Raw genomic sequence first — 25464 nt, forward strand, 5'->3', positions numbered from 1 at the left:
GCTGTGTCGACCCTCAGTGATCTCGTCCTCGCCCAGGGCCGCAGCAGTCAGCCCGACGTCGATTGGCTGCACATGCTCGTCGGTGACCTGCAGTTGCTCGCCGACCTCGCCTTCGCCGACATCGTGCTCTGGGTGCCATCCAGCGACGATGGCTTCGTCGCAGTGGCGCACGCTCGACCGTCGAGTGCGGCGACCCTGTTCTACCGCGACTTCGTCGGCCAGCAGATCAAGCCGCAGTGGCGTGAACTCGTCGGCCAGGCGTATTCGAGCGCACGCATCGTCGACTCGTCCGCCCCCGACTGGTACGAAGAGATGCCGACTCGCGTGCGCGCCGTGCCGGTGATGCGGCGCCTCACGACCGCCGGTACTGCTGTCGCACCCAACCCCGTGGCCGTGATCACGCGGCACACGAACCTCGGCGCCACGCGAACGCCGAGCCGGCAGGAGGTCACGTTCAACGAGTGCGCTGAAGAGCTCTTCCAGATGATCGCGTCGGGCGACTTCCCCGACCTGGGCGCGCCGACAGGGCCGCGCAGAGGTGCGCCGCGCGCCTCAGACGGCCTCATCCGGCTCGATGTCGATGGCATCACGACGTTCGCGAGCCCGAACGCGCTCTCCGCTTTCAACCGCATGGGCTTCGATGACGAGCTCGAGGGCGAGTCTCTCGCCGAAGTGACCACGCGGCTCCTCGCCGGCAAGCTCGTCGTCGATGAGTCGTTGCCGCTCGTCGTCACCGGCCGGGCACCGTGGCGCACCGACGTCGAATCGCGCGGAGTCACCGTGTCGGTGCGCGCCATCCCGATCCGCCACCACGGTGAGCGCATCGGCGCCATCGTGCTGAGCCGGGACGTCACCGAGCTCCGCCACCAGGAGCAGGAGCTCATCACCAAAGACGCGACGATCCGCGAGATCCATCATCGGGTGAAGAACAACCTCCAGACGGTCGCGTCGCTGCTGCGCATCCAAGCCCGTCGCACGCACTCCGACGAGGCGCGCGAGGCGCTCACGCAGGCCATGCGCCGTGTCGGCGCGATCGCTGTGGTGCACGACACCCTCTCAGAAGGACTCACGCAGAACGTCGACTTCGATGCCGTCTTCGACCGTGCCCTGCTACTCGTCGCCGAGGTCGCTTCGGCGCACAACACGACGGCGCATCCGAAGCGCTCAGGGTCGTTCGGCGTACTGCCGAGCGAGTACGCCACGCCGCTCGCGCTCGCGCTCACGGAGCTCGTCACCAACGCGGTCGAGCATGGTCTCGCCGGCCAGGAGGGTGACGTCGAGATCACCGCCGATCGGTCGCCGACGACGCTCACCGTGCAGGTGCGCGATACCGGGTCGGGCCTGCCCGAAGGCAAGGTCGGCGAAGGACTCGGCACGCAGATCGTGCGCACCCTGATTCAGGGCGAGCTCGGAGGCACGATCGACTGGCATACGGTCGTCGGTCGCGGCACCGAAGTGACGATCGACGTGCCGTTGCGCTGGATCGCGGCGGTGTAGGGGAGGGTTCGGCGTCTGCCGCGTACGCTTCGCGGTGCTCACGCGCCGCGAGAGCTACGGCTGTCGCCTTTCTCGGCCAGGCGTGTCGCTGCGCGCCACGCGTGGCCGAGAGCGCCTCACGATGCGCGACGTGCGCGCGCAGCGCGGCGCTTCAGGGCGCGGCGCTCGTCTTCGCTGAGGCCTCCCCAGACGCCCGAGTCCTGACCCGTCTCGAGTGCGTACTGCAGGCAGATTTCCGTGACCGTGCAGCGGCCGCAGACGGCCTTCGCCTTCTCGATCTGGTCGACGGCGGGACCCGTGTTGCCGACCGGGAAGAAGAGTTCCGGGTCTGCTGTGAGGCAGGCAGCCTTGTCGCGCCAATCCATGGAGATGCTCCTTGCGGGTGTACTTCGATTGCAGACGCGCACGATTGCGCTTGCCGAATCCGGCTGCTGCTTGGGGGAAAGCCGAATCTCGGGAAGTAGGATCAGTGACTGATCGGCTCACGTCCCTGTGAGCATCAATTCGGCCTCATAAAGGGTCGCATAGCGGAGAGATCGAATCAATAGCTGTGTATGGGATAACCCTGTGAATCGGCGCGACGACGGCGGGCAGAACGTGCTACACGACGGTGCGGCATCCGCTGCTCGACCTCGAGGCGGAGTGCGAGGCGCACTTGCAGTGGTGAGCATCATGCTGTTCCTCGAGGCGTTCGCGATGACCGCACTCGTGATCTGGCTCATCATCGACCTGCTCTCGTTGCAGCCGTCGTCGTACGCGACGGCGATTGCGTTGCTCGTGCTCGTCGCGATCGGCGCGATCTGGGTGGTGGCCGTCGCCTTCGCCTCACTCCGGCGGGCGCCGTGGTCGCGCGCAGCAGCGATCGTCTGGCAGATTCTGCAGATGTCGGTCGCGGTCGGCGCGTTCCAGGGCCTCTTCGCTCGACCGGATGTCGGTTGGGCGCTGCTGGTGCCTGCGATCACGGTGATCGGCCTGCTGTTGTGGGCGCCCGTGCGTCTCGCCTATTCGCGCCCCGAGGAGCGTTCGGAGGCCTGACCAGGGCTCAGCCGTCGAGGCCGAGCTCGCGACGCAGGCGCGCCACGTGTCCGGTGGCCTTGACGTTGTAGAACGCCCGCTCGATGCGGCCGTCTTCGCCGATCACGAACGTCGACCTGATGGAGCCGACGATGATCTTGCCGTAGAGGGACTTCTCGCCCCACACGCCGTACGCCTGCTGCACGGCGAGGTCGGCATCGGAGAGCAGCGTGTACGTGAGGTGGTCGCGTTCGGCGAACGCGGCCAGTTTGGCGACCTCGTCTTTCGAGACGCCGAGCACCCGGATGCCGGCGCTCGCGAAGGAGTTCAGGTTGTCGCGAAAGTCGCACGCCTCGGTGGTGCAACCCGGGGTCATCGCCGCGGGGTAGAAGTACAGCACCACCTTCGAGCCGCGCAGGGCCGAGAGGGTGACCGGTTCGCCGTTCTGGTCGAGCAGGGTGAAATCTGGAGCGAGGTCGCCGGGGGCGAGTCGAGCATCGGTCATGCCTCCATGGTAGGCAGATCGACGGATGCCGCGAACTCGCGCCTTGCCGGAGTCGGAATCAACCACGGCGCCGAGACGTGCGGGGTCAGGAGGCGGTGCCGCCGGCGAAGGTGGTGAGCAGGCGCTGCAGCGACTCGAGACGAGCCGGCCCGGTCTCGCCGAGCTCGCCGGCCTCGACGGCCTCGACGATGGCGCAGTCGGGCGCGTCGGGCAGGTGCGTGCACCCGCGGGGACAGCGCTCGGCGATGCGATCGAGATCGGTGAAGGCGCGCAGGATGTTCGCGCGATCGACGTGGCCGAGTCCGAACGACCGCACACCCGGGGTGTCGATGACCCAGCCGGTGCCGCCGGTGGTATCGAGCTCGTCGCTCCCGGGGAGGTCGGCGGCGTCGAACCGGAGCCAGACGGTCGAGGAGGAGGTGTGCCGACCTCGGCCGGTGACGACATTGACCCGCCCCGTGGCCCGTTGAGCGCTCGGCACGAGCGCGTTCACCAGGGTGGACTTGCCGACCCCCGAGTGACCGACGAAGACGGTGCGGTGGCCGACGAGCACGTGTGCGATGTCGCCGAGCGGCATCTGGTCCTCTCCGCTCAGGAAGACCGGCAGGTCGAGACCGGCGAAGTTCCGCAGGAACTCCTCGGGATCGGCGAGGTCGGTCTTCGTGACGACGAGCAGCGGCCGGATGCCGGCGTCGAACGCCGCCACGAGGTAGCGATCGAGCAATCGGATGCGAGGTTCGGGGTTCGCCGCGGCGACGACGATGAGCATCTGGTCGGCGTTGGCGACGATGACCCGCTCGACTTCGTCGGTGTCGTCGGCACTGCGGCGGAGCAGAGTCGTGCGCTCACCGACACGAACGATGCGCGACAGTGTGCCGGGTTCGCCCGACGTATCGCCGACGAGATCGACGTGATCGCCGGTGACGACCGACTTGCGACGCAGTTCGCTCGCCCGCGCCGCGGTGATCACACGTTCGGTGGGGCCGTTCTCGTCGATGAGCACGCTGTAGCGGCCTCGGTCGACGCCGATCACCATGCCGTTCACGGCGTCGGCATGCTCTGGGCGCTGCTTGGTGCGGGGACGGCTGCCGCGGCGGCTGGGCCGCACGCGCACGTCGGACTCGTCGAACTCAGGTTCCTCGTCCTCGTCGTCGTCGGCGCTCCACCAGGTCATGCCAGCATCTGTTCCCAGAGGGCGGTGAACTGGGGGAGGGTCTTGCCGGTCGACGCGATGTCGTCGACGACGACGCCGGGCACGGCGAGGCCGAGGATCGCACCGGTCGTGGCCATGCGGTGATCGGCGTAGGCGCGCCACGGGCCGCCGTGGAGGGGCGCCGGCTCGATGCGCAGTCCGTCGTCGAGTTCGGTGACCATGCCGCCGAGTCCGTTGATCTCGGCGGCGAGGGCGGCGAGACGGTCGGTCTCGTGGTGGCGGATGTGCCCGATGCCGAGGATCGTCGATGGTGCGTCGGCAAGGGCGGCGAGCGCAACGAGATTCGGTGCGAGTTCGCCGGCCTCGGACAGGTCGAGCTCGACGCCGCGGATGCCTCGGCGACCGTCGCTGCCGAGTGGCGGGGCGTGCACGGTGAGCCGGTCGCCGTCGCGTTCGACTCTCGCTCCGAAGCGAGGCAGGAGCTCAGCGAGCTGGGCACCCACTTGCGTCGTCTCGGCGGGCCAGCCGGTGATCGTCACCGAGCCTCCGGCGACGAGTGCGGCGATGAGGAACGGTGCGGCGTTGGACAGGTCGGGCTCGATGTCCACATCGATCGCGCGGATGGAGCCGGGGGAGACGAGCCAGTGCCCGGGTTCCGGGCTCAGCACGTCGACTCCGCGCGCGCGCAGTGTCTCGATGGTCATCTCGATGTGCGGCATGCTCGGCAGTCGATCGCCTGTATGAGTGAGATCGAGCCCCTGCTCGAAGCGTGCAGCCGAGAGCAGGAGACCCGACACGAACTGGCTCGAGGCGCTCGCGTCGATCGCGAGGGCGCCGCCCTCGACGCGTCCGGTGCCGTGCACCGTGAAGGGCAGGGCGCCGCGCCTGTCGTCGTCGAGGTCGACGCCGAGGGCCTGCAGGGCATGGATCGATGCGCTCATCGGTCGTCGTCGGGCTCCCTCGTCGCCGTCGAACGTCGTCGGGCCGAGCGCGAGTGCTGCGACCGGGGGCAGGAATCGCATGACCGTGCCGGCGAGACCGCAGTCGATCGTCGTCGAACCGAGCAGCTCGGTCGCGGGAGTGACCCGCAGATCGTCACCGAAGCCGCCGCTGCCCGCGAGACGTTCGAATCCGGTGCCGAACGCGCGCAGACCCTCGATCATGAGCTCACTGTCACGAGACCAAAGAGGAGCGCGAAGCGTAGAAGGCCCGTCGGCCAGTGCGGCCAGCACGAGCTCGCGATTGGTGAGCGACTTGGACCCCGGTAGGGCCAGCACCGAGGCGAGCGGAGCGATGGCGAGTGGCGCGCGCCACCCGTCATCCGTCTCGGTCTGCCTCGCTTCGCCGTACGGATCGAACTCGGGTGCGGAATACCTCGAAATCTGCATCGGTTACCAACAGTAGCGTCAGGAAACGCGGAAGGAGATGGTGCACGTGTCGGTTGGAGTGCTCGAACGCAAGACGGTCGCTGCGGTTGACGATCTAAGATGGCCGGTGATGACTGCCGACCAGATCGACGCAACGCCGACCGACCCCGAGACCGCGGAGGCCGCCCGGCCGGTCGGTGAACTCTTCGAGGAACAGGCGCTGCCGTTCATCGACCAGCTCTATGGCGCAGCGCTTCGCATGACGAAGAATCCTGCCGACGCGCAAGACCTCGTGCAAGAGACGTTCGTGAAGGCGTTCGCAGCGTTCGGGCAGTTCACGCAGGGTACGAACCTGAAGGCATGGCTGTACCGCATCCTCACGAACACCTTCATCAACAGCTATCGCAAGAAGCAGCGCGAGCCGTACCAGGGCACGATCGACGACCTCGAAGACTGGCAGCTCGGCGGCGCCGAATCGACGACCGCTCGCGCGAGCCGCTCAGCAGAGGCCGAGGCGATCGACCACCTGCCCGACAGTGCGGTGAAAGACGCGCTGCAGGCGCTGCCGGAGGACTTCCGTCTCGCCGTGTACTTCGCCGACGTCGAGGGGTTCTCCTATCAGGAGATCGCCGACATGATGAACACCCCCATCGGGACCGTGATGAGCCGTCTGCACCGTGGCAGGCGCCTGCTCCGCGAGTCCCTCGCCGACTACGCCCGCGAACAGGGTTTCGCTGCGGGCGAGCCGGCGTCACCCACCAGGAGGCAGAGCATGCCCAAGAGGCAGAACATGCCGAGGAGCTCACGATGACTGATTGCGGCTGCGACAAGGCCAGGGCTGAACTCGAAGAATATCTGCACCATGAATTGCGTGGCGCGGATGCCACCGACATCCGTGAGCACGTCGAGAACTGCGCCGACTGCCAGGCTGAACTGCGCGTCGGCGTGGCGATCACCGAGGTCGTGCAGCGGGCATGCCGCGAGAGCGCACCGGCTGAGCTGCGCGTGCTCGTCTTGGAGCGCATCCGGTTGTTCCAGTCCTCGCACGAACCGGTCGTCTGATCCTCGTCGGTTCCGCCCGGATCCGGCGCGCATTCAATCGTTCGTTCGATGCGCGTGTGCAGGTCGATCTGTAACGTCGACGGTGTGATCGAGAATTCCGCCCCGCCTTCGAAGCGACGCGTGCCCACGTGGTTGCGCGTGCTCATTCCCACGACCCTCATTCTCGTCTGGCTCGCGCTGTTCGGCGCGGGCGGCGCCGCCTTCGGCGGGCTGAGCGACGTCTCGACGAACGACCAGGCGCAGTTCCTACCCTCGTCGGCCGAGGCCACCGAGGTCACCGAGTTGCAAGAGGGGTTCCGCGACACCGATGAGCTACCGGCGATCGTCGTGGTCGCGGGCGATCAGGAACTCGACGAGGCGCAGCTCTCGGCGATCGACGAACTCCGTGACGAGCTGCTCGCGGTCGAAGGCGTGAACGCCGAAGGTGCCTCGCCGGTGCTGCCGTCGGACGACGGCAACGCGGCCCAGATGGTCATCCCGATCGAGCAGGTCGAAGATGGTGCGAAGCCCGCCGAGATCGTCGCAGAGCTGCGCACCGTGCTCGACGAGCATGCCATCGACGGCACGACGGCCGCCATCACGGGGCCCGCAGGATTCAGCGCCGATATCGCTGGCGCGTTCAGCGGCATCGACGGGCTGCTCCTGGCCGTCGCCCTCGCTGCGGTGTTCATCATCCTCATCGTCGTCTACCGATCGCCACTGCTGCCGGTCATCGTGCTCTTCACGAGCCTCACCGCGCTGTGCGCGTCGGTGTTCACGGTCGTCGCACTTGCGCGAGCCGACATCATTCTTCTCTCAGGGCAGACGCAGGGAATCCTGTTCATCCTCGTGATCGGCGCCGCCACCGACTACGCGCTGCTCTACATCTCCCGGTATCGGGAGACCCTCACCAGCTACGAACGCAAGTGGGATGCCACGTGGGCGGCGCTGAAGGGCTCGTGGGAGCCGATCGTGGCCTCGGGCGGCACGGTGATCGTCGGCCTCCTCATCCTGCTCGTGAGCGAGCTCACCTCGAACAAGATCCTCGGACCGGTCGCGGCGATCGGCATCGTCTTCGCGCTCCTCGCCGCGCTGACCCTGTTGCCGGCGCTGCTGCTCTGGGCGGGCCGGGCGGCGTTCTGGCCTCGCCGCGTCGCCCACATCGGCGATGATGTCGAGGCGCACGCCCGGCACGCGGCCGGCGTGCACGATGCCTCGGCTCCCGATGAAGTGGATCTGCCGGATCGCGGCATCTGGGCGGGCGTCGGCCGGCTCGTCTCGAAGCGCCCCCGCACTGTCTGGATCGTCTCGGTGCTGTCGCTCGGCGTCATGTCGCTCGGCCTCGTGCAGCTCGATGCAGGCGGTGTCGCCTCGAGTGAGTTCGTGCTCGGTGAGTCGCAGGCTCGCGACGGCCAAGCGCTACTGGGCGAGCATTTTCCCGCGGGATCGGGCACACCGGCGATCGTGATCGGCCCACAGGACGAGCTGCAGCAGATGACGGATGTCGCGCTCGACACCTCCGGCGTGGACTCCGTCGCCGTGGTGAGCGCCGACTCGCCAGCCGGCACCGCGCCCGTCACGAGCGACGGCATCCAGGCGTTCGGCCCGCCTGGAACCCCTGCGCCCGCCCCGACGGTCGTCGACGGCGATGTGCAGCTCCAAGTGACCCTCACCGACCCGTCGGACTCGCTCGAGGCCGAGGCGACCGTCGAGCAGCTCCGCGAGAGCCTCGACGAGGTCGATACCGAGGTGCTCGTCGGCGGGCAGACGGCGGTGGCGCTCGACACGAACACCGCGGCGATCGCAGACCGCACCCTCGTCATCCCGCTCGTGCTCGCGGCGATCCTCGTGATCCTCATGCTGCTGCTGCGCTCGATCGTCGCGCCGCTCATCCTGGTCGGCAGCGTCGTGTTGTCGTTCGCGGCGGCGCTCGGGGTGTCGGCGCTCGTGTTCGAACACGTCTTCCACTTCCCGGGCGCCGACCCTTCGGTGCCGTTGTTCGGGTTCGTGTTCCTCGTCGCGCTGGGAGTCGACTACAACATCTTCCTGATGACGCGGGTGCGGGAGGAGTCGATGCGGTTCGGTACGCGGGCGGGCATCGTGCGCGGCGTCCGGCTGACGGGCGGAGTGATCACCTCGGCGGGTCTCGTGCTCGCGGCGACGTTCGCAGCGCTGGGGGTGCTGCCGATCCTCTTCCTCGCGCAGATCTCGTTCATCGTCGCGTTCGGGGTGCTGCTCGACACGTTCCTCGTGCGCACCCTGCTCGTGCCCGCGCTCGCGTACGACATCGGACGCGCCATCTGGTGGCCGAGCAAGCTGGCACGCGGCATGCGCTGAGACCAGCGTCACTGACGAAGCGAGCGGATGCCCCGGGGCATCCGCTCGCTTCGTTCGTTCGTGTCGTGGTTAGATCGTCGTCGCGTGGCGCACGAGTTCGGCCTGCTCGGTGGCGTGCCGCTTCGCGGAGCCGGTCGCAGGCGACGCCGCTGCTGCGCGGGCGACGACCGAGACGGCGCGCGACCCGAGCTTGTTCGTCTCGATGATGAAGTAGGGCCACACACCCTGATTCTCGGGCTCGTCTTGTGCCCACATCAGCTCGGCGTTCGGGTAGGAATCGGCGACGTCTTTCAACGCCTCGGCTGGCAGCGGGTAGAGCTGCTCGAGACGCACCACCGCGACTTCCGTGTTCTGCTGCTTGTCGAGCTCGGTGATCAAGTCGTAGTAGATCTTGCCCGAGACGAACACCACGCGCTTGACCGCGGCCTTATCGGCGATGCGTGCATCGTCGATCACCGGCTCGAACCTGCCCTGCGTGAACTCGGCGACCTCGCTCGTCGCGCCACGGAGGCGAAGCATCGCCTTCGGCGTGAACACGACGAGCGGCCGGCGGGGGCGGGCGTACGCCTGACGACGCAACAGGTGGAAGTACGACGCCGGCGTCGATGGCCGGGCCACCGTCATGTTGTTCTCGGCGCAGAGCTGCAGGTACCGCTCGATGCGGGCGCTCGAGTGGTCGGGCCCTTGGCCTTCATAGCCGTGGGGGAGCAGGAGCACGACGCTCGAGCGCTGGCCCCACTTCTGCTCTGCCGACGAGATGAACTCGTCGATGATGGTCTGCGCGCCGTTGGCGAAGTCGCCGAACTGCGCCTCCCACAGCACGAGCGCGTCGGCCCGCTCGACGGAGTAGCCGTATTCGAAGCCCATCGTCGCGTACTCGGAGAGCAGTGCGTCGTAGATCCAGAAGCGCGCCTGGTTGTCGGAGAGATTCTGCAGCGGGAGCCACTCCTGGCCGTTCGCACGATCGTGCAGCACCGCATGGCGCTGCACGAAGGTGCCTCGCCGGGCGTCTTGGCCGGAGAGGCGCACCGGGGTGCCCTCGAGGAGGAGCGAGCCGAGCGCGAGCAGTTCGCCGAAGCCCCAGTCGATCTTGCCGTTGCGGCTCATGTCGAGGCGCTTCGTGAGCAACTGCTGGATCTTCGGGTGCACCGTGAAGCCCGAGGGCTTGTTGTTGAACGCATCGCCGATGGCGTGCACGACCTCGGTCGAGACGCCGGTGGTCTCGAGTTCGCCGGTGACCGGCTCGACCGGCTTGGTGGTCTCGGTCGCACCGATGATCTGGATCGCCCCGGTCTGCGCGGCATGCGTCTCGGCGAAGGCACGCTCCAAACGGTCTTGGAAGTCGCGGTGGGCGTCTTCGTATTCCGCCTCGGTGATGTCGCCACGGCCGACGAGTGCTTCGGTGTAGAGCTTGCGCACCGAGCGCTTGGCCTCGATGAGGTTGTACATGAGGGGCTGGGTCATCGAGGGATCGTCGCCCTCGTTGTGGCCGCGGCGGCGGAAGCAGACGAGGTCGATGACGACGTCGCGCTTGAACTCCTGCCGGTAGCGGAACGCGAGCTCGGCCACACGAACGACGGACTCGGGGTCATCGCCGTTCACGTGGAAGATCGGAGCCTGGATCGTCTTCGCGACATCCGTCGAATAGATCGACGAGCGTGCATCGCCCGGCACCGTGGTGAAGCCGACCTGGTTGTTCACGACGACGTGGATCGTGCCGCCCGTGCGGAACCCGCGCAGCTGCGACATCTGCATCGTCTCGAGCACGACACCCTGGCCGGCCATGGCCGCATCGCCGTGCACGAGGATCGGCAGGGTCGAGAACGTGCCGATGGGCTTTCTGTCTTGCTTTGCCCGCACGATGCCCTCGAGCACGCCGTCGACGGCTTCGAGGTGCGAGGGGTTCGCCGCGAGGGAGACGGGGATCTGGTGGCCGTCGTCGGCGGTGAAGGTGCCCTGCGTGCCGAGGTGGTACTTCACATCACCGGAGCCGGAGAAGCCCTTCGAGTGCTGGGTGCCCTCGAACTCGCGGAACACCTGGCCGTAGGTCTTGCCGGCGATGTTGGTGAGCACGTTGAGGCGCCCGCGGTGCGCCATGCCGATGGCGACCTCGTCGAGGCCCTCTTTCGCAGCGCCCTGCAGGATCTCGTCGAGGAGCGGGATGACGGACTCGCCACCCTCGAGGCTGAACCGTTTCTGGCCGACGTACTTCGTCTGCAGGAACGTCTCGAATGCCTCGGCTTCATTGAGCTTGCCCATGATGCGCATCTGCTCGTCGTGGGTCGGCTTCTCGTAGCTGCGCTCGACCTGGTCTTGGATCCACTTGCGCTGCACGGGGTCTTGGATGTGCATGTACTCGATGCCGATCGTGCGGCAGTACGAGTCGCGCAGCACGCCGAGGATGTCGCGCAGCAGTGCCGTGCGCTTCTCACCGAAGCCGCCGGTGACGAACTCGCGGTCGAGGTCCCAGAAGGTGAGCCCGTGGCTGGCGATGTCGAGGTCGGGGTGCGAACGCTGCACGTACTCGAGCGGGTCGATGTCGGCCATGAGGTGACCGCGCACGCGGAACGCGTTGATGAGTTCCTGCACGCGGGCCGTCTTGTCGATCGCGCTCGCGATGTCGACCGAGATGTCGGGTGCCCAACGGATCGGCTCGTACGGCAGCCGCAGCGCCGAGAAGAGACCCTCGTAGAAGCCTCGCTGGCCGATGAGGAGCTCGTGCACCTTCTTCAGGAACTCGCCGGAACCCGCGCCCTGGATCACGCGGTGGTCGTAGGTCGAGGTGAGCGTGATCGTCTTGCCGATCGCGAGGTGGGCGAGCGTCTTCTCGCTCGAGCCCTGGAACTCGGCCGGGTACTCCAGCGCGCCTGCGCCGATGATGCAGCCCTGGCCCTTCATGAGCCGCGGCACCGAGTGCACCGTGCCGATGCCGCCCGGGTTGGTGAGCGAGATGGTCGCGCCCGAGAAGTCGTCGGCCTTCAGCTTGTTCTGACGGGCACGCTGCACGAGGTCTTCGTAGGCGGCGAGATACTCGTTGAACGTCATCGTCTCGGCGCGCTTGATCGCGGGCACGAGCAACGCCCGGGAGCCGTCGGGCTTCGGAATGTCGATCGCGATGCCGAGTCCGATGTGAGCGGGCCTGACGAGGCTCGGCTTGCCATCGATCTCGGAGTAGAAGACGTTCTGGCTCGGGAACTCCTTGAGCGCCTGGATGAGCGCCCAGCCGATGAGGTGCGTGAACGAGATCTTGCCGCCGCGCGAGCGCCGCAGGTGGTTGTTGATCACGATGCGGTTGTCGATCACGAGCTTCGCAGGGATGGTGCGCACGCTTGTGGCGGTCGGCACGGTGAGCGATGCGTCCATGTTCGCGGCGAGGGCTTTCGACATGCCCTTGAGCGGAAGGACTTCGTCTTCGTGCGGTGCCTCGGCGATGATCGGCTGCGGGCTCGTGACCGGCACATCAGCGGGAACGGGCTGGGTACGCGGGGCGACCGAGGTCGTGCGCGCCGCGGAGGTCTGCCCGATGACAGGCACGGGGGCGGTGGCCGGAGGCGGCTCGACCGCCGGAGTCGCGGGTGCAGGGGCGGCGGCCGGTGGTGCGGATGCCGCAGGGGCGGCGGCCGGTGGTGCGGATGCCGCAGGGGCGGCGGCCGGTGGTGCGGATGCCGCAGGGGCGGTGACCTCGGCGGGCGGCGCGGATGCCGTGGCATCCGTCGTCGGTGCGGTGGTCGACGGGTCGCCGGCGCCGGTCTTCACCTGGCGGTAGTGCTCGAGCACCGGCCACCAGGTTTTGTCGACCGACTCGGGATCGACGACGAACTTCTCGTACATCTCGTCGACGAGCCACTCATTGGCTCCGTATTCGCCCGACGTCGTCTCGTCGGATCCTGACCCGGTCAATTGGCTCGACACAGCCTCTCGCCCACTCTCTCCGTTGATGCTGGAATACCTGCAGCGGCGATCGCGCCACGAGCACGCGGGCCGTGCCGGATCACCTACACAAGCCTAAACCCCTGCGCGCGGCCGAGAGCACTCGCCCGCACGGCCCGTGGCGGCGGTAGCGTGGCGGCATGGAGTTCTACCGGACGACACCCAGTCACGACCTCACCTACTCGGACGTGTTCCTCGTGCCGAGTCGCTCCGGAGTGACGAGCCGCCTCGACGTGTCGCTCGCGCCCGACGACGGCTCGGGGGCATCCGTGCCGATCGTCTCGGCGAACATGAACTCGATCACCGGGCCGCGGCTCGCGGCCACGCTCGCTCGCCGTGGCGGTCTCGGCGTGCTGCCGCAAGACCTGCACCTGCAAGACCTCGACGAGGCGATCCGTTGGGTGAAGCACCAGTCGCCCCGCTTCGACACCCCGCATGATTTCAGCCCGGATGCCACCGCCGCCGACGCTCTCGCCGCGTTGCCGCCCGTCGCCGGCCACGGCATCGTGCTGCACGATTCCCGTGGGGCGTACGTCGGATGCATCCCGGCCGACCGGCTCGCGACCGCGCTGCCCGACGCCCGGCTCGGCGACCTGGTGCATGGCGGGCTGGCCTCGCTCGACGCCGACGACGTGGCGACCCCGAGGCGGGCGTTCGATCTGATGGTCGATGCCGGTGTCGACTTCGCCCCCGTGCTCGAGCATGGCCGGGTCGTGGGCACGTTGAGCCGCCGCAGCGCCCTGCGCGGCACGATCTACGATGCCAACGTCGACGCCGACGGGCGACTTCGCGTGGCCGCCGCGGTCGGCATCAACGGCGACGTCGCTGCGAAGGCGACTGCGCTCGCTGCGGCGGGCGTCGACATGCTCGTGATCGATACCGCGCACGGGCACCAGGAGGGCATGATCCGGGCGGTGTCGATCGTGCGGGACCTCGGCCTCGACGTGCCGATCGTCGCCGGCAACATCGTCACCGCCGGCGCGGTCGCCGACCTCGTCGATGCGGGCGCCGACGTGCTGAAGGTCGGTGTCGGCCCGGGCGCGATGTGCACGACCCGGATGATGACCGCGGTCGGCCGGCCCCAGTTCTCGGCGGTGCTCGAGACGGCTGCGGCCGCTCGCGAGCTCGGCGCGAAGGTCTGGGCCGATGGCGGCGTTCGCTACCCGCGCGATGTCGCGCTCGCGTTGGCGGCGGGCGCGGCGTCGGTCATGATCGGCTCGTGGTTCGCGGGCACGATCGAGGCGCCGGGCACGCTGCGGCGCGATGCGTCCGGGCGCCTCTTCAAAGAGAGCTGGGGCATGGCATCGACGAAGGCCGTGCGCGAGCGGTTCGATCGGCTCTCGCCGTACGAGCTCGCCCGCAAGGAGCTCTTCGCCGAGGGGATCTCCTCGTCGGCGATCTACCTCGACCCGTTGCGGCCGTCGATCGAAGACCTGCTCGACATGATCACCTCGGGCGTGCGCAGCTCGTTCACGTACGCCGGCGCCCGCACCATCGAAGAGTTCCGCGACCGCGCGCTCGTCGGCATCCAGTCCGCCGCAGGGTACGAGGAGGGCAAGGCGCTGCCGGTCAGTTGGTGAGGTGACCCGTCGGACTGTGGACAGCGGCCGCGGCGCGCTCGTCCGACTCGCAACGCTGCGGTGCCATGTCGCATCAATTCGAAGTACTCGCGCAGCCGATCCGGCGTGGGACCACCGATGTGACGCCTGGGCTACCGCTCGGTGATCGCACGGGTCTCGCCGGTATACTGGGCGGACAATGGACGATCCTCCCTCTGCGAACACTCCCGGCCATAGACCCTCGCCCGTGACTGCTCGGGGAGGTGGCGATGTCTGAGTGGATACTCCTCGGCATCGGACTCCTCCTCACGATCGGCACGGGCTTGTTCGTTGCCAGTGAGTTCGCCCTCGTCAATCTCGATCGGGCTGACCTCGAAGCACGGCGCGCGCGAGGTGAGACGAAGCTCAGCCTCACGATCTCGGCGCTGAAGATCACGTCGACGCACCTCTCGAGCGCCCAGCTCGGCATCACGCTGACGACCCTCCTCACCGGTTACACGATGGAACCCGCGATCTCCTCGCTGCTCGCGGGCCCGCTCGCAGCCGTCGGACTCCCCGAGGCGCTCGTGCGTCCGGTCGGGGCGACGACGGCGATCGTCGTCGCGACGCTCCTGTCGATGGTGATCGGCGAGCTCGTTCCCAAGAACTTCGCGCTCGCGCTCCCGAGGCAGACAGCCGTCATCGTGATGCCGTTCCAGACCGCGTTCTCATGGGTGTTCCGTCCGGCGATCTCGCTCTTGAACGGCAGCGCGAATGGAATCCTGCGCGCCTTCGGCATCGAACCCAAGGAAGAGCTCTCGGGTGCACGTTCAGCTGAAGAGCTCTCCTCGCTCGTGCGCCGCTCCGCGAGCGCCGGGCTGCTGGAACAGGACACTGCGACCCTCCTCGGCCGCACCCTGCGCTTCGCCGATCACGATGCATCCGACGTCATGACCCCGCGCCCCGCTGTCGCCGCGGTGCAACGCCAGCAGCCGGCGGAGGCCGTGCTCGAGCTCGCACGTCAGACGGGCTACTCCAGGTTCCCGGTCTACGACGAGAACCTCGATGACGTCGTCGGCCTCGTGCACGTGAAGCAGGCGGTGGCCGTGCCGCGAGAGAAGCGGCGCGACGTTCCCGCATCGGCGTTGCAGTCGGAGGCGCTCAGAGTGCCCGAGACCATGAAGCTCGACGCACTTCTCGGTGAGCTCCGCGGGCGGGGCTACCAGATGGCCGTCGTCGTCGACGAGTACGGCGGCACCGCGGGCGTCGCCACCCTCGAAGACCTCGTCGAGGAGCTCGTCGGCGAGGTGGCAGACGAGCACGATCGCACTCGTGCCGGCATCGTGCACCGCGGCGATGTCATCAGCTTCCCCGGAATACTGCGACCTGACGAACTGCTCGAACGCACTGGCATCCGCGTGCCCGAGAACGGCGACTACGAGACCGTGGCCGGATTCGTCATGGCCGAGCTCGGGCGACTGCCCGTGGTCGGCGACGAGGTGCTCATCGACGATGGCACCCTCGCCGTGCAGCGACTCGACGGTCGGCGCATCGACCGCGTTCGATTCGTGCCGACGCCGCTGCCCGACGCCGACGAAGTGGAAGGTGGTGACCGATGAGCGACTGGGCTGGAATCGCATGGCTCGTGGTGCTGCTCATCGCCAACGCCTTCTTCGTCGGCGCGGAGTTCGCGGTCATCTCGGCGCGGCGCTCGCAGATCGAGCCGCTCGCCGAGCAGGGAAAGCGCAGCGCGAAGACGGCACTGTGGGCGATGGAGCATGCCACGCTGATGCTCGCGATGAGCCAGCTCGGCATCACGATCTGCTCGCTGCTGATCCTGAACGTGTCGGAGCCGGCGATCCACCACCTGCTCGAGGTGCCCCTGCACCTCACCGGCTGGTCGGTCGAGGTCGTCTCGACGATCGCGTTCATCGTGACGCTCGTGCTCGTCTCCTACCTGCACGTCGTCTTCGGCGAGATGGTGCCGAAGAACCTCTCGTTCTCTATCCCCGACCGCGCCGTGCTGCTGCTCGCGCCGCCGCTCGTCTTCCTCGCCCGCATCTTCCGGCCGATCATCGTCGCACTGAACGCCACCGCCAACGGTGTGCTGCGCCTCTTCGGGGTCGAGCCGAAGAACGAGGCGAACTCCACGTTCACGCTCGAGGAGGTGCAGACGATCGTCGACCAGTCACGCCGCGAGGGCGTGCTCGACGACGCGAGCGGCACCCTCTCGGCCGCCTTCGAGTTCACGACGAAGCGAGTGCAGGATGTCGCGGTGCCGCTCAGTGGCCTCGTGAGCCTGCCGCCCGCGGCCACGCCGGCCGACGTCGAGCGGGCCGTGGCCAGGCACGGGTTCTCCCGCTATCCGATCCTCGACCCGGCGGGCGAGCCCGACGGGTACGTGCACCTGAAAGACGTCATCGATCTCGACGACGACGAGTTCGACGACCCGATCCCGGCGAAGCGGGTGCGCCGGCTCGTCTCGATCTATGCCGGCACCGACCTCGAAGACGCACTCGCGACGATGCGCCGGCTCGGCACGCACGTGGCGCGGGCCTTCGACGAAGACGGCACCACGACCGGAGTCATCTTCCTCGAGGACATCATCGAGGAGCTCGTCGGCGAGGTGCAGGACGCGACCCGACGCAGGTGAGCGTCGGGCGCGGCTCGTGTCCGCCCCTCGCACGCGGCCGGTGCGGCGGCGGGTGGTCCCAGACGGGGGCTGCCCGCCGTTCGACGTCGAGCGTAGAATCCGCATGACCCGAGAGGCGAGGTATCGTCATGTTTGAATCCGCAGAAGGATACGCCGTGCTGCCAGCCACCGACCTCGAGCGCGCGAAGCGCTGGTGGAAGGACGTGTTCGGCCTCGATCCGGTGGAGGATTCACCCGGGGGAGTGATGCTGAAGATCGGCGGCACGCCAGTGCTCGTCTACGAGACCCAGTTCGCCGGCACTGCCCAGAACACCGCGCTCGGCATCGACACCGACGATCTCGACCGCGACATGACCGCGCTGCGCGAGCGCGGCGTCACGTTCAACGAGTACGACCTGCCGGGTGTGAAGACCGAGAACGGGGTCATCGAGGACGGCGGCATGCGCACCGCCTGGTTCGACGACAGCGAAGGCAACACCATCGCCCTCGGACAGCGCCTGGAGCGCGCTTCCCGCTAGGCGAGAGTTCGCAGCCAGGACTCGAGCGTCGCGGCATCCGTGAAGACGTGCCCGTCGCCGCCGACCCCTTTGGCGCCCTCGACGTTCTCGGCCCGGTTGTCGATGAACACGAAGTCGGATGCCGCGATGCCGAGCTCATCGATCACGTACTCGTAGATCGCCGCGTCGGGCTTGGCGACGTTCAGTTCGCCACTGACGAAGACCTGCTCGAAGAGCTCGGAGAAGGAGCCGTGACGGAGCCAGCCCGAGAAGTCGGCACCGGCGTTGGAGAGCAGTGCGAGGCGAGTGCCGCCCGCAGCCAGGGCGTGCAGAACGCCGAGCGTATCTGGGTCGAGCGAGAGCCAGCTGCGGTGGTCGATCGCCCAGAGCTCGTGCACGTCGATCGCGCTCCACTCGACGCCCAGGTCGGCGGCCACCGCCTGCCAATACTCGGCGATCGACGCGGTACCGCGATCGAGATCCGCTCGGTGGGCCCAATATGCGGTCCAGAACGGCTCGGGGTCGGCGCGCACGCCGGCCCGGTCGAGGAGCGCGGCGCGGTCGGCGTCACTCGGCTCGCGGGAGATGACTTCCCCGTAGTCGAAGACGACGACACGGGGAGCGAGACTGATCGGTGCGGTGACTGTCGGAGGCATCCCACTCAACCTATCGTTGGAGCATGGACAGGCCGTGGCAGGAATGGACCGCCGACGACGCGGCCGAGTGGATCGTTGCACCCGTCGCCGCCGACGACAAGTACTCGCGCGGCGTGCTCGGCATCGTCGCCGGATCACCGGACTACCCCGGAGCCGCCGTGCTCGCCGTCGAGGCCGCCCACAGGGCGGGCGTCGGCATGGTGCGCTACACCGGGCCTCGCGCCGTACGCACGGCCGTGCTCGCGCGCAGGCCCGAGACCGTGACGACCCCCGGACGAGTGCAGGCCTGGCTCATCGGTTCCGGCATCGATGCGGGTCGTCGATCGTTCATGCTGCTGGGCGACCTGCAGGGCGCCCTCGCCTCACGGCTGCCGGTCGTGCTCGATGCCGGCGCCCTCGATCTCGTCGGCACGCACTCGGCGCCGACGGTGATCACGCCCCACGCACGTGAGCTCGCCGCGCTGCTCGCCGCGCGAGAGATCGAGACGAGCGTCGCCGAGGTGCGCGAGGCGCCCGCGGAATGGGCCCAGCGTGCCGCCAAAGAGCTCGGCGTCGCCGTACTGCTCAAGGGCGCGGTCACGCACATCTGCGACCCCGACGGCGATCGGTACACGGTCACCGCGCCCACGCACTGGCTGGCGTCGGCGGGCACGGGCGACGTGCTCGGGGGCATCCTCGGCGCCCTCGTCGCCACGCACCACGAGCGACTCGCTGACGACGCCGAGGCGCTCACTGCGCTCGCCGCGACGGCGTCATGGGTTCACGGCGAGGCGGCGCGACGCGCGAGCGCCGACGTCGCCGGCGGCCCCGTCACCGCGCTCGACATCGCGCACGCGGTGCCCGGCGTGGTCGGCACGCTGCTCTCCCGCTGACGCTCCGGCGCTGCGGAATCGGGTGAGGAACTCGCGGGTGCGCTCCTCGCGCGGTGACTCGAGGAATTCCGTCGCCGGTGCGTCCTCGATGATGCGCCCGGCGTCGAGGAACACGACCCGATCGGCCACGTCTCGCGCGAACGCCATCTCGTGCGTCGCCATCACGATGGTCGTGCCGCCATCTGCCAGCTTGCGAACGAGCGGGTTCGCGTGGCGGAATGTGACGCCGCTAGGCTCTTGCCATGACGGATGGGGCCGAGCGCGCGACATCCGCCAGCCCGCTTCGCTCCTTCCTCGGCACTCGCGCCGCGCTCTGGACCGCCTTCGCGATCGTGCACTTCGCGCTCATCTGGCTCAACCTGACGGCTCCCGGGTACCCCCTCGGCGATGTGACCGCTGTCTATCGTTTGTGGGCGGAGAATGCCGCGCACGGCTGGGTGCGCATGGGCATCGACGCGCCGTGGGTGTATCCGATTCTCGCCTTCGTGCCGATGGCGGCCGCGCTCGCCCTCGGATCGGCGGTCTACGCGCACACCTGGCTCACGATCGTCACCGTGCTCGATGCGATCGCGTTCGGCGTGCTCATCGGCCGCGCCCGACTCTCGCGCCCTCGCCGGCTCGCGGCTTGGTGGTGGCTCGGATTCCTCGCGCTGCTCGGGCCCATCGCGTTCGGTCGCATCGACGCGATCACGGTGCCGCTGGCGATCATGGGGCTGCTCTGGGCGGCGGGCCGCCCACGAGTGGCCGCCGTGCTGCTCACGATCGGCGCCTGGGTGAAAGTGTGGCCGGCGGCGCTCGTCGCAGCGCTCGTGATCGCCGCCCGACGGCGGCTCGAGGTCGGCGCGTCGGCATTCGCGCTGAGCGTCGGCATCCTCGGGGTCAGTCTCCTCGCCGGTGCCGGGTCGAACGCAGTCGGCTTCATCGCCGAGCAGGCGGGCCGTGGGCTCCAGATCGAGGCGCCGCTCGCGGTCGCCTGGCTGTGGCAGATCGTCGCCGGGTCGAAGACCGTGACGATCGAGTACGACCGCGAGATCCTGACGTTTCAGATCTACGGGCCGGGTGCGGATGTCGCAGCGGCCCTCACGACTCCGATCATGGCGATCGGTGTGCTTGCCGTCGTGTTGATCGGGGTTCGGGCTGCTCGCCGCGGAGCCGCATTCGGACTGCTGCTGCCGCCACTCGCGCTCAGCCTCGTCGTCGTGCTCATGCTCGCGAACAAGGTCGGGTCGCCGCAGTTCGTGACGTGGCTCGCCGCACCCGTCATTCTGGGGCTGGTGTATCGGCCGGCGCGCTTCGCCGTGCCCGCAATCCTCGCCGCCGCGATCGCGCTCTTCACACACATCATCTACCCGTACTGGTACGGATGGCTCCTGGTCGCCAATCCGGCGTTCGTGTTCCTGCTGACGGCCAAGTCGGTGCTGCTCGTAGTGCTTCTGGCCTGGGGCATCCGAGCCCTCTGGCGGGTCGGCGCACCGCGCTCGGTGCGGGGTGCGGTCGACGTGGTGAGCGGGAGAATGGGTCTCGACGAGTGAACAACTGAAGGAGTCGAACATGCTGGTTGCATTCTCAGTAGCGCCGAGCGGAACGGGTCACGCCGATGGATCCGTTCACGACGCCGTCGCGGCGGCCGTGAAGATCGTTCGCGAATCGGGACTCCCGAACCGCACGACTTCGATGTTCACCGAGCTCGAAGGCGAATGGGACGAAGTCTTCGACGTCGTCCGCCGTGCGACGGAGGCTGTCGGCGAATACGGATCGAGGGTGTCGCTCGTGCTGAAGGCGGATATCCGACCGGGCTACTCCGGCGAGCTCGACGCGAAGATCGAGCGGCTCGAAACCGCGATCGACGACGCGGGCGTCGCGTAAGGCGAACGCGCCTGGGCGCCGACTGTCGAATCGATTCGATTCGTGCGAGAATCGCTGAGTGACCCGCTCCTCTGACGGGCCGACGACGTTGTCGCCGGCCCGTATTCGTTTTGCGCTCCTCGCGCTCGCACTCGGCGGCTTCGGCATCGGCTCCACCGAGTTCGTTGCCATGGGCCTGCTGCCGAATATCGCACACGACCTGCTGCCCGAGCTCTACGCGCAGTCCTCCGCCGACGCGAATGCGAACGCCGGCTGGATGATCTCCGCCTACGCCCTCGGCGTCGTCGTCGGTGCGCCCACGATCGCCGCCGCTGCAGCACGCTGGCCGCGCAAGCGACTGCTGCTCGCCCTGCTCACCGCCTTCACTCTCGGCACGGTCGCCTCTGCCCTGCTGCCGACGTTCGAGCTCGTGCTCGTCGCGCGCTTCGTCGCCGCCCTGCCGCACGGCGCGTACTTCGGCATCGCCTCCCTCGTCGCCGCGAGCCTCATGGGGCCGGGCAAACGGGCGAGGGGCGTCGCGTTCGTGCTCTCGGGTCTCACGATCGCCAACGTGATCGGGGTGCCGGCGATCACGTGGCTCGGGCAGGCAGCGGGGTGGCGCATCGCCTACCTCGTGGTCGCGGCGATCTTCGCCCTCACCTTCGTTGCGGTGCTCGTCGCGATGCCATGGCAGGCCGGTGACCCGCACGCGACGATGAGACGTGAACTCCGTGCGTTCACGCGCGCCCAGGTGTGGTTCGCCCTCGGCATCGGTGCCGTCGGCTTCGGCGGACTCTTCGCCGTCTACAGCTATGTCGCGCCGCTCGCCACCGACGTCGCCGGCCTGCCGGAGCAGCTCGTGCCCGTCGTGCTCATCGCCTTCGGCGTCGGAATGACGATCGGCAACATCGCAGGCGGTCGGCTCGCCGATTGGAGTGTGCGCCGCTCGATGTACCTGTTCTTCGCGATCCTCGCGGGCGCGCTCGTGCTGCTCGGGTTCACTGCCGGCAGCCCGATCGGCCTGTTCGCGGGTGTGCTGCTCGTCGGCGGGGCATCAGCTGCACTCTCACCGACGATCCAGGCGAGGCTCATGGATGTCGCACGCGACAGCCAGTCGATCGCCGCCGCGCTGAACCACTCGGCGCTGAACATCGGCAACAGTCTGGGCGCCCTGCTCGGCGGCATCGCGATCGCCGGCGGGCTCGGCTACGTCGCCCCGATCTGGATCGGTCTCGTGCTCACGATCGCAGGGGCGCTGCTCGCGGTGGCCTCGTTCGCGCTCGACCGAGCTCGCGGCCGACGCGGCGTGGCCGTTCCGTACGCGACCGGCTCGATCGAGGCCGTCGAACTGTAGAGGGCGTCGACGGGCGTCGGATGCCGCGGCATCCGATGCGGGACGACCGGCCGGTGGGTGGGCCGACCTCAGTCGGATTGCAGCAGGATGCCGTCGAGGATCGCGCGTTTGCGCAGCGCCACCTTCGTTCCGACGTCGTAGCCCGTCGCCCGGTACTTCTCGCGGATGCGCTTGAGGTAGCTTTTCGCGGTCTCTTCGGAGATGCCGAGCTGGAAGGCCACGGCCTTGACGGGCTGGCCGGCGCCGTAGAGCGCCATCACCCGGCGCTCTTGCGCCGAGAGCTTCGGTGCGGTGCCCGCTTCGGTGAGCGCGAGCTCGAGTTCAGGGGTGAGGTACGACTCGCCGATGCGTGCGGCACGGATCGCCTCGATGATCGTCTCGACCGGTTCGGACTTGACGAGGTAGCCGAGTGCCCCCGAACTGAGTGCCTCGCGCACAACGGCCGGCTCGGAGTAGGTGCTCATGAGCATCGTCTGCACTTCGGCGGACTTCAGCATCGAGAGCTTCAGCGAGATCGGGATGTTGTCGCGCAGGTCGAGGTCGAGCAGCACGACGTCGACGGGAAAGTCGGGATGCGCGAGCAACTCGGACCACGACGGCACTGCGGCGACGAGTTCGATGTCGGATGCCGCCCCGCGCAGCCATTCGGAGAGCGCTCCGAGGAGCATGCGGTGATCGTCGACGATCGCCAGGCGAATCGGTGGAGCGGTGGTGTCGGCCATTCAGCTTCCCCTCGAACGGGTCGCCCCGCGGGCGACCGGAACTCCTGCTGAGACGTTCGGGTCGACCCGGCAGTCGACATCGATGCGGAAGGTTTCGGGTGCCGCAATGACATCGTGACTACCGACACTACCGAGTGCGTCCCACGTTGCGGGATCCACGCGTCGCCGGTTGACACCCGCGACCTCGATCGAGAGGAGCAGATCAGGCGCGTCGGGGTCTGCAGCGAGGCCCGGGGTCTCGACCGGTTCGCGGCACGTGATGTGCGTCGCGACTTCGCCGGCACCCTTCGGCTGCTCGCCGACGAGCAACCACAGCGCCAGGAGCAGCCCGTCTCGCTGGTCTTGGGCGAGTAGGCCTGCCAGCCCGTCGGGATCATCGACCGTGACCCGGTTGCTGAGGTACGCGGACTCGGTGACGGCGTGACGCAGCCAGGTGTCGTTGCGGCCTTCGATGAGCCGCACCCGCAGGCGTGCCGCGAGGTCGCCCGCGCGCTCCGCGGACTCGGACGGCAGCGGAATGGCGATGCGGCCCGAGCTGACATCGTCGAGCAGCGTCTCGGCGTCGAAGTCGAGCTGAGCGAGTTCTTCCGAGGCGCGCATGCCCACCGCAGTTCGAGGGGTGGCGACGGTGCTCTGCACGAGTGAGAGGTCGAGTTCGCGGCGCACGAGCCGGCGGAAGCCGTCGATCGCCAACGCCACGATGACGACCGGCAGCACAGCGGATGCCGCGACGACGAGGGCCGTAACGGTGTGGTGTCCGGCAGACTCGAGCTGCAGCAGCGCCGCCGCGGCCAGGATGACGGCGATCGCGCCGGCGGCCAGCACCGGAATCCTCGTGCCCTTGATCGCCGCCACCGGCATGAGCACGGCACCGGCTGCGGCCGCGGCCGTCGGGGTCACGCCGATGTGCAGCAGGCCTTGGGTGGCGTTCAGGTCGAGCCACACGGGAACGATGAGCGCGATGAGAAGGACGACGTAGAGCCAGTCGGGAAGCGGCGAGTTGCGCGACACCACGCGCGACAACACGCCGATGCCGACGACGATGCCGAGCGCGAGCCACGCCAGCCATGGGCCGGGGCCGGGTGGGAAGAGCGGGGCCAACGTCACCGCGTGCGCGAGATGTCCGGCGATGACGAGCCCCGACGCGATCGTGATGCCGATGGCGAGTCGACGGCCGCCATGGCTCTCTCGCACATCGCCGGCGGCTCGCGCGGAGCGGCTCGGCCGACGGAAGGGACGTCCGGAAGTGGATGCGGCGATGTGCGGGTCGCTCATGGCTTCGGCACCTCGAGCATCACCGTCGTGCCCGACCCGGGCGAGGAGAAGATGCGGGCGCGACCGCCGACGGTGCCCAGCCGGCCGACGACCGATTCGGCGTAGCCGAGTCGTGCACCGTCGACGGCCTCGGGTTCGAATCCGGTGCCGGCGTCGGTCACCATGGCGCGCACTGTTCGGTCGTCATCGCTCACCGTGACATCCGCTTCGGCGACGCCGGAGTGCCGGCGTACATTCTCGAGGCACTCGCCGAGGGCCCCGAGCAGCGCGTCGAGCGTGTCGCGCGGGAGGACGAGCCGGCCGGCTCCGTGCCAGTTCACGTCGAGGCCCATACGAGCGAAGCGCTGACGCACGGACTCGAACGTCATGCCGAGCGCGTCGTCGTCGGACTCGGGCGAGAAGATCGCGTTCGATCCGCTGTCGATTCGTGCGCCGAGCCTCAACTGCTTCAGCAGCCGTGCATCGTCGCCGGACTGCTGGCGCAACGCGGCGGCACCGACGCCGACGCCGGAGTGAGCCAACAGGCTGAGCGTCGCGAGCACCGTATCGTGCAGTACCCGTGCATCCTGACGCTGTTGCGATTCGAGTTCGCTCGCGAGACGCTCGGCCTCGTGCGCGCGGCCGACCTCGTTGATGCGTTCGGACGCCGACACGATGGCGCGGTCGAGCCAGATGCCGATCGACGCATTCGCAGCCCATCCCATGAGCGTGCCGATCGCCACGGTCATCACTTGATGCCCGGTGATCGCGACGATACCGACCGCGATCAGGGTCGCAGCGGCGAGACCGAGCACAATGTACGCACCATCGGGCCGCACGATGAGCGGAATGGCCACCGAGGAGGCGGTGATGCTGGCCGTGATGGCCATCGCGGCGACGGACACGGGGTCGAGCACCGGGGCGACGCCGAGCAGGCTGATCAGGGCGATCGAGCACGCCACAGCGGCCAACGCGGGGGCGAGTGCGCCGCGCACGGCGTGCAGCGCGATGAAGACGACCGAGCCGAGGCTCAGGAGGGCTGCGACCGCCAGCTCGATGCCCGAAGTCGCTCCGGGAACGAGGAGGCAGGCGAGCGCACCGATCGCTCCGCTCAGCCCGGAGACCTGCGCGAGTCGCCGGAGCAGCCGGTCGCGTTCTTTGTGGATGCGTTTCATGACACCCCCTCGGCGTGGTCGGCGGCCGTGGAAACGGGCACCGTCACTCTCGAA

22 protein-coding genes are annotated in these 25464 nt (G+C 68.5%); 13 read left to right on the plus strand and 9 right to left on the minus strand.

Translation table 11 applies throughout. From position 1 onward, the window contains the following. Positions 1 to 3: 3 nt before the first annotated feature. Positions 4 to 1497, plus strand: coding sequence for a sensor histidine kinase (locus tag AC1C2U_RS14480; RefSeq protein ID WP_495362461.1), 1494 nt, complete (start codon positions 4 to 6; stop codon positions 1495 to 1497). Positions 1498 to 1613: 116 nt separating this feature from the next. On the opposite strand, the gene AC1C2U_RS14485 is transcribed toward AC1C2U_RS14480, so the two are convergent. Then, positions 1614 to 1862 carry a WhiB family transcriptional regulator gene (locus AC1C2U_RS14485; RefSeq protein WP_022881603.1) on the minus strand — a complete coding sequence of 83 codons (249 nt, stop codon included), beginning with the start codon at positions 1860 to 1862 and terminating at the stop codon, positions 1614 to 1616. 202 nt (positions 1863 to 2064) lie between these two features. Here AC1C2U_RS14485 and AC1C2U_RS14490 point away from each other — a divergent pair, with 202 nt between their 5' ends. Continuing rightward, positions 2065 to 2532, plus strand: coding sequence for a hypothetical protein (locus tag AC1C2U_RS14490; protein ID WP_495362462.1), 468 nt, complete (start codon positions 2065 to 2067; stop codon positions 2530 to 2532). A 7-nt stretch (positions 2533 to 2539) separates the two neighbouring features. Here AC1C2U_RS14490 and bcp read toward each other — a convergent pair whose 3' ends face one another. From bcp to aroA, 3 genes are all read right to left on the minus strand, one after another. Continuing rightward, on the minus strand, positions 2540 to 3016 hold the full coding sequence (gene bcp / locus AC1C2U_RS14495) for a thioredoxin-dependent thiol peroxidase (protein ID WP_495362463.1): 477 nt from the start codon (positions 3014 to 3016) through the stop codon (positions 2540 to 2542). 85 nt (positions 3017 to 3101) lie between these two features. Continuing rightward, positions 3102 to 4190, minus strand: a complete 1089-nt coding sequence (gene rsgA, locus AC1C2U_RS14500) for a ribosome small subunit-dependent GTPase A (RefSeq protein ID WP_495362464.1) — start codon at positions 4188 to 4190, stop codon at positions 3102 to 3104. Continuing rightward, entirely contained in the window at positions 4187 to 5557 is a 1371-nt protein-coding gene (aroA, locus tag AC1C2U_RS14505; protein ID WP_495362465.1) for a 3-phosphoshikimate 1-carboxyvinyltransferase, read from the minus strand. The genes rsgA and aroA overlap by 4 nt, the downstream gene beginning before the upstream one ends. A gap of 109 nt (positions 5558 to 5666) precedes the next feature. Between aroA and AC1C2U_RS14510 the strand changes: the two genes are divergently transcribed. From AC1C2U_RS14510 to AC1C2U_RS14520, 3 genes are all read left to right on the plus strand, one after another. Further along, positions 5667 to 6347 carry a sigma-70 family RNA polymerase sigma factor gene (locus AC1C2U_RS14510; protein WP_495362754.1) on the plus strand — a complete coding sequence of 227 codons (681 nt, stop codon included), beginning with the start codon at positions 5667 to 5669 and terminating at the stop codon, positions 6345 to 6347. Further along, positions 6344 to 6598, plus strand: a complete 255-nt coding sequence (locus tag AC1C2U_RS14515) for a zf-HC2 domain-containing protein (protein WP_495362466.1) — start codon at positions 6344 to 6346, stop codon at positions 6596 to 6598. Before AC1C2U_RS14510 ends, AC1C2U_RS14515 begins: the two co-directional genes overlap by 4 nt. Before the next feature lie 84 nt (positions 6599 to 6682). Next, positions 6683 to 8914: an MMPL family transporter gene (locus AC1C2U_RS14520; protein WP_495362467.1), complete on the plus strand. Its 2232-nt coding sequence runs from the start codon at positions 6683 to 6685 to the stop codon at positions 8912 to 8914. Positions 8915 to 8983: 69 nt separating this feature from the next. Here the strand turns inward: AC1C2U_RS14520 and AC1C2U_RS14525 are convergent, their stop codons facing one another. Continuing rightward, the gene (locus tag AC1C2U_RS14525; protein WP_495362468.1) at positions 8984 to 12826 is read right to left on the minus strand and encodes a multifunctional oxoglutarate decarboxylase/oxoglutarate dehydrogenase thiamine pyrophosphate-binding subunit/dihydrolipoyllysine-residue succinyltransferase subunit; all 3843 of its coding nucleotides are present in this window, start codon (positions 12824 to 12826) and stop codon (positions 8984 to 8986) included. A 158-nt stretch (positions 12827 to 12984) separates the two neighbouring features. Here AC1C2U_RS14525 and guaB1 point away from each other — a divergent pair, with 158 nt between their 5' ends. From guaB1 to AC1C2U_RS14545, 4 genes are all read left to right on the plus strand, one after another. Next, positions 12985 to 14424 (plus strand): GMP reductase, encoded by a 1440-nt coding sequence (gene guaB1, locus AC1C2U_RS14530; RefSeq protein ID WP_495362469.1) that lies wholly within the window; start codon positions 12985 to 12987, stop codon positions 14422 to 14424. A gap of 248 nt (positions 14425 to 14672) precedes the next feature. Further along, positions 14673 to 16001, plus strand: a complete 1329-nt coding sequence (locus tag AC1C2U_RS14535; RefSeq protein ID WP_495362470.1) for a hemolysin family protein — start codon at positions 14673 to 14675, stop codon at positions 15999 to 16001. Further along, the gene (locus tag AC1C2U_RS14540; RefSeq protein WP_495362471.1) at positions 15998 to 17035 is read left to right on the plus strand and encodes a hemolysin family protein; all 1038 of its coding nucleotides are present in this window, start codon (positions 15998 to 16000) and stop codon (positions 17033 to 17035) included. The genes AC1C2U_RS14535 and AC1C2U_RS14540 overlap by 4 nt, the downstream gene beginning before the upstream one ends. A 155-nt stretch (positions 17036 to 17190) precedes the next feature. Continuing rightward, positions 17191 to 17553, plus strand: coding sequence for a VOC family protein (locus AC1C2U_RS14545; RefSeq protein WP_495362472.1), 363 nt, complete (start codon positions 17191 to 17193; stop codon positions 17551 to 17553). On the opposite strand, the gene AC1C2U_RS14550 is transcribed toward AC1C2U_RS14545, so the two are convergent. Next, entirely contained in the window at positions 17550 to 18188 is a 639-nt protein-coding gene (locus AC1C2U_RS14550) for an HAD family hydrolase (protein ID WP_495362473.1), read from the minus strand. The genes AC1C2U_RS14545 and AC1C2U_RS14550 overlap by 4 nt on opposite strands. Before the next feature lie 23 nt (positions 18189 to 18211). Between AC1C2U_RS14550 and AC1C2U_RS14555 the strand changes: the two genes are divergently transcribed. The 4 genes from AC1C2U_RS14555 (at position 18212) to AC1C2U_RS14570 (ending at position 22259) form a co-directional block, all read left to right on the plus strand. After that, on the plus strand, positions 18212 to 19060 hold the full coding sequence (locus tag AC1C2U_RS14555) for an ADP-dependent NAD(P)H-hydrate dehydratase (protein ID WP_495362474.1): 849 nt from the start codon (positions 18212 to 18214) through the stop codon (positions 19058 to 19060). 242 nt (positions 19061 to 19302) lie between these two features. Further along, the gene (locus tag AC1C2U_RS14560) at positions 19303 to 20592 is read left to right on the plus strand and encodes a hypothetical protein (protein ID WP_495362475.1); all 1290 of its coding nucleotides are present in this window, start codon (positions 19303 to 19305) and stop codon (positions 20590 to 20592) included. Positions 20593 to 20611: 19 nt separating this feature from the next. Further along, positions 20612 to 20926, plus strand: a complete 315-nt coding sequence (locus AC1C2U_RS14565) for a thiamine-binding protein (RefSeq protein WP_495362476.1) — start codon at positions 20612 to 20614, stop codon at positions 20924 to 20926. A gap of 58 nt (positions 20927 to 20984) precedes the next feature. Then, complete coding sequence (locus AC1C2U_RS14570; protein ID WP_495362477.1) at positions 20985 to 22259, plus strand: MFS transporter; 1275 nt, start codon at positions 20985 to 20987, stop codon at positions 22257 to 22259. Between the two features lie 68 nt (positions 22260 to 22327). Here AC1C2U_RS14570 and AC1C2U_RS14575 read toward each other — a convergent pair whose 3' ends face one another. The 3 genes from AC1C2U_RS14575 to AC1C2U_RS14585 are packed head-to-tail and all read right to left on the minus strand — an operon-like array spanning position 22328 to position 25410. Next, positions 22328 to 22981, minus strand: coding sequence for a response regulator (locus AC1C2U_RS14575; RefSeq protein WP_495362478.1), 654 nt, complete (start codon positions 22979 to 22981; stop codon positions 22328 to 22330). Beyond that, on the minus strand, positions 22982 to 24256 hold the full coding sequence (locus tag AC1C2U_RS14580; protein WP_495362479.1) for a hypothetical protein: 1275 nt from the start codon (positions 24254 to 24256) through the stop codon (positions 22982 to 22984). It abuts the gene before it with no gap. After that, entirely contained in the window at positions 24253 to 25410 is a 1158-nt protein-coding gene (locus tag AC1C2U_RS14585; protein WP_495362480.1) for a sensor histidine kinase, read from the minus strand. The genes AC1C2U_RS14580 and AC1C2U_RS14585 overlap by 4 nt, the downstream gene beginning before the upstream one ends. Between the last annotated feature and the right edge of the window lie 54 nt (positions 25411 to 25464).

The organism is Agromyces sp. Y575, from assembly GCF_059445445.1.